This window comes from Candidatus Methylarchaceae archaeon HK02M2 (genome assembly GCA_024256165.1).
Taxonomy (GTDB): Archaea; Thermoproteota; Nitrososphaeria; order Nitrososphaerales; family JACAEJ01; genus HK02M2.
Map to the genome: position 1 here is coordinate 1 of JAKLZG010000041.1, position 3280 is coordinate 3280.

Annotated in this window: 4 protein-coding genes; 3 read left to right on the forward strand and 1 reads right to left on the reverse strand. The window is 38.2% G+C overall.

Translation table 11 applies throughout. The features are described 5' to 3' along the window. Nucleotides 1-869, reverse strand: an 869-nt coding sequence (locus L6N96_03320; protein MCP8323192.1) for a hypothetical protein, incomplete at its 3' end; no start/stop codon positions are given. Between the two features lie 203 nt (nucleotides 870-1072). On the opposite strand from L6N96_03320, the gene L6N96_03325 reads away from it, so the two are divergent. From L6N96_03325 to L6N96_03335, 3 genes are all read left to right on the forward strand, one after another. Further along, nucleotides 1073-1291, forward strand: a complete 219-nt coding sequence (locus tag L6N96_03325) for a hypothetical protein (protein MCP8323193.1) — start codon at nucleotides 1073-1075, stop codon at nucleotides 1289-1291. Between the two features lie 960 nt (nucleotides 1292-2251). Then, nucleotides 2252-2800 carry a nitroreductase gene (locus L6N96_03330; protein ID MCP8323194.1) on the forward strand — a complete coding sequence of 183 codons (549 nt, stop codon included), beginning with the start codon at nucleotides 2252-2254 and terminating at the stop codon, nucleotides 2798-2800. 91 nt (nucleotides 2801-2891) lie between these two features. Continuing rightward, the coding region (locus L6N96_03335; GenBank protein MCP8323195.1) for an alpha/beta fold hydrolase at nucleotides 2892-3280 on the forward strand (389 nt) is incomplete at its 3' end.

Here is a 3280-nt window from a genome sequence, read left to right on the forward strand (position 1 = left end):
ACATCGGTAAGTCGACGGCTATAAATGCGAGTTTCTGTTGTCCCATCATTCTCTTGCATATGGATTTGTACCCTTGCTCCATCAAGTTTCATTTCAAAAGCCCATTCACCGTCATATTGTTGAAAAGTATCATCAAGATCAGTTGCTCGGGTAGCCAACATAGGAAGAAGAGGTGTAAATGGACGAAGTTTCACTTTTTGCATGCCTTCAGCACCTTCAGCTTTAGCAATACGTGCTACTTCACCAATATTTCCTCGAAGCATATTTGCTCGTTGAACAAGTGCCAAAGGTAATTTAAATTTTCGGGCAATAGTGCTTTCTAGCATTCCCTCACTAAAGCCAATTCGCTGATCACGAAAGAGGAGTTTTGTTAAATACTTAGCTTCTAGTGGAGTTGCCCGAGTAAAGAGAGAGCGAAGTAAGGTAATTTTTCTTTTACGAGAACCAGATCCTTTGATGTCGGCAATCGCTGCAAGGGTTTGATAAACATCTGGAATAGTTAGAGGAGTGCTGAATAGAGTTGTTTGTCGGATTCCGCTGGATTTTTTGTATATTCGACGAACTACCTCGCCTATATCACCAGTTTCCCTGAAAATTTTGCTTATGGTATTCGGGGGAGGGTTAAGTAATTCTTGAAGGATCTGAGAAAGGGCAGACCAATCGAGATCAAGTGTACGTTGGCTAGTACGGGGAAATGGTTGTCCAATCAGTAATAACGCTGCTGCTTCTACTTCTTCAATTGATATACTATCAAGAAACTCACCTGCCAAATGCATTTTTTTTAGGCGTTTTGTGGTAGCATCGATTTGTTCCCCAAGTTCAGAGAGTTTTCGGAATGTGGTAAATGACTCTGGAGATGATACAGACATCTAAGCAACCCTTTATATCTTCTTCTTTTTTGTTTTCTTGCAAAATGTAATTCGGTAAAATTCTTAATGTCTTTTCTATGTTGTTCGGATTTCATCGTATTGTAATATGTTTTTGTGCATAATGATGAAAGTTTGAAAATAAAGACTTAATAGCTATTTGCTATAATTAGCTGCTAATCCTTTCAGAGAATTCTTATATTTTTATGAATAATTATACTGTAAATAATAGTTGTGATTTAGACCTTCTTGTTATTATTCCTCCTACAAAATCAGGAAAAGATTGGATGAAAGAGATCTATGAGACTATAGAGAGGTCTGTAGACTGTGATATACTAGCGTATACAGAAAATGAACTCAATGAAAATCTTCCATTGAGTAGATTCTTACGACATGTATTAAAAACGGGGGAAGATAATTTATGAAGTCAGACCCTAAAAAGAGTCCCTTAGGTGGCTAACACAGGCAGAAGAAGAATTAAAAGATGCAGAACTGCTAGTAAATGCAAAACGTTTTTATCTTGCATTATATCTCTGTCAACAAAGCGCAGAAAAGGCCTTGAAGGCATATCTCTATTTAAAGGAAGAAGAAACGATTTTTACACATTCAGTTTTTGTTTTGTTAAGAATGGCTTCAACTATTGATAGGGAATTTAACACGGTTAATACTGCTAAAAGATTAGATGATTATTATTTCCCAACTCGTTATCCTAATGGATTACCTGGAGGTAGCTAAGCGAAAGCCCATTCCTTCAGGATGGGATAAATTGTGGTAGTGTACGGTGTTCACTTGCATCAAGTGCATCACGGTCTCCCTAGCACTTAACTCATAAAGATTAAGTCTTTAAATTAATTTCAGATTTTGCACGTTTTCCAACCAATTATTTTAAACTTTCAGAAATTTTTGCTTTAATTTCAGGGTTCGTTGGATTAGTAAGTTAGGTTTTATTTTGTCATTTGTAAAAGAAAATTATATATATAACTTGTCATATATTATACTTTGGCTTGTCATATATAAAAAAATAACTTATCAAAAATTATATTATGACAAGTCAAGGGGTGGAAGAGGGGGAGATTCCACCCCACTTTAAATAGTATCATTATTGTTAGAATTGTATGAAAGATTCTCAGATAAATGTGACCCCTACACGCTCATACGCCGATGAGAGGCGCTATATAAGTACCTAAAATAAGGAGAGGATGAATAAATGCCAGTAATTGCTACAATATCCAAGTGGAAACCTGAACAAACGCTACCTGTTTTACAAAGCTTTGCAGAGTTTTAAAAGAGGAAGGATTCATCCTCAACACGTGAGTGTGAAAGTATAAAAGTAAATTAGGACATAGATACATTCTACAAGTGCCATAATAAGGAGGGGAGAGACAGTGAGTTTAGATGAATGTATTCATGAGAGGAGGAGTTGTAGAGCCTATAAAGATACCCCTGTTCCTAAGGAAATTGTTGACAAACTATTAGATTCGGGTGTCTGGGCTCCTTCTGCGTTTAATGCCCAACCCTGGAAATTTGTCGTAATTCAAGATAAGGACACAATCAACAAATTGTCGGTAAAAACCACAGAAATTGTTTCGCAGATGGATTGGGAGGCGGCAAGGAAAACCGTTGATTATGCCCAGTTCTTCGGAGCACCATTAGTAATACTAGTTTGTGTTAAAAAAATAGAGGGATCTCTACGGGATGTGAAATTATTGGATTGTGGGTTACTTAGTCAAAATATGTTCTTGAAGGCCCATGAGTTAGGACTGGGTAGTTGCTTCGTTGGATGGGCTAGGGTTTTAAACATGCAACCTGAGATACTTGCTGAAGTAGGAGTCCCTGGAGATCATGAACTTGTAGCACCACTGATATTTGGATATCCTGCAGAAAAATCATCACCTCCACCTCGCGAAATAAAAATCCTAAAATGGATAGAATAAACCAAAAAAGACATTAATTTGCTTTCCAAGCGCCGAGGAGGGGCGCTCTATAAATTCCCAAATTGGAGGAGGGATTAAAATTCGACGAGATATTGAGTTTGATGCCGAAAACGTAACGTTACGAGGTTGGTTATATCTACCTGATGGATCGATTGGACCAGTGCCGACGATCATTATGGCTCATGGCTTTACTGCAGTCAAAGAAATGTATCTAGATAAGTATGCCGAAGTCTTCGCTGATGCGGGTCTTGGTGTATTAGTCTTCGATAATCGCAACTTTGGTGCAAGCGATGGTGAACCCAGACAAGAAATAGATCCTTGGGCTCAGGTGGGCGATTATCGCCATGCTATTTCATTTGCCCGTACTTTACCGGAAGTGGACAAGGAAAAAATCGGTATATGGGGTACTAGTTACAGCGGTGGTCATGTACTGATGGTAGGTGCCGTCGATCCACGCGTCAAATGTGTTGTTTCACAAGT

Bases quoted from the DNA above. Each gene is read 5' to 3' on its own strand.
- L6N96_03325 (MCP8323193.1), top strand. From the start codon at position 1,073: ATGAATAATTATACTGTAAATAATAGTTGTGATTTAGACCTTCTTGTT.